General features: G+C 66.7%; 2 protein-coding genes. One reads left to right on the plus strand and one right to left on the minus strand.

The window, feature by feature from the left end; genetic code table 11:
• On the minus strand, positions 1–186 hold a 186-nt coding region (locus tag ACIP64_RS41485), incomplete at its 3' end, for a hypothetical protein (protein ID WP_401598073.1).
• Here ACIP64_RS41485 and ACIP64_RS41490 point away from each other — a divergent pair.
• Positions 103–1,081: IS481 family transposase (locus ACIP64_RS41490; protein WP_401598070.1), on the plus strand; the 979-nt coding region annotated here is incomplete at its 3' end. The two genes, ACIP64_RS41485 and ACIP64_RS41490, sit on opposite strands and share 84 nt — an antisense overlap.

The raw sequence follows: 1,081 nt of genomic DNA on the forward strand, positions 1-1,081 counted from the left end.
TGTATTGATCACGAGCGTTGTTGACATCTGCGGGGTCTTGATCACGGCGAAGACCTCCGGTGTGGTGGAGCTGTCTAGGACTGCACCGCACCGGAGGTCTTCGTGTCCCACCGTAATGCCCGCCTGACCGTGCACGGCAGGCGGCTGCTGGTTGAACGGGTCTGCTCGGGCCGACCGGTCGCTCATGTCGCGGCCGAGATGGGTATATCGCGCGCAACGGCTCACAAGTGGGTCCGGCGCTGGCGGGCCGAGGGCGATGCCGGCCTGTACGACCGTACGAGCAGGCCTCACACCGTCCCGCACCGCACACCGGCCGCTATGGAGGCCCGGGTCTGTCACCTGCGGACCACTCGCAAGCTCGGTCCGGCACGGATCGGGCCGATTCTCGGGATGCCGGCCTCGACGGTGCACCGGATCCTGACCCGGCACGGCATGCACCGGCTGGCCTGGATGGACCGACCCACCGGCGAGCCGATCCGCCGCTATGAACGGACCCGGCCGGGCGAGCTGGTCCACGTCGACATCAAGAAGCTGGGCAACATCCCGGACGGGGGCGGCTGGCGCACCGTGGGCAGGACCGCAGGGGACCGGAACCGGCAAGCCACCACCAACCAGCGGCAGAACTGCAAGCCGGTGATCGGCTACAGCTACATCCACTCCGCCGTCGACGACCACTCCCGCCTGGCCTACAGCGAGGTCCTGCCCGACGAGGGCCAGCACACCGCCATCGCCTTCTGGCAACGGGCGAACGCGTTCTTCCAGACACACGGCATCACCGTCGAACGGGTCCTGACCGACAACGGCGCCTGCTACAAGTCCAAGCTCTTCTCCCAGAACCTCACCGCCACCGGCATCGTGCACAAGAAGATCCGGCCCTACCGGCCACAAACGAACGGCAAGGTCGAACGCTTCAACCGCACCCTGCTCGACGAGTGGGCCTACCTGCGGCCCTACACCTCAAACGCAGAGCGCACCAAAGCCCTGGCAGACTTCCTCCACACCTACAACCACCATCGCTGCCACACCGCACTCGGAGGCAAGCCCCCGATCAGCCGCGTCAACAACGCTCCGGGCCAATACA

It is taken from the genome of Streptomyces sp. NPDC088733 (assembly GCF_044751185.1).
Classification (GTDB): domain Bacteria; phylum Actinomycetota; class Actinomycetes; order Streptomycetales; family Streptomycetaceae; genus Actinacidiphila.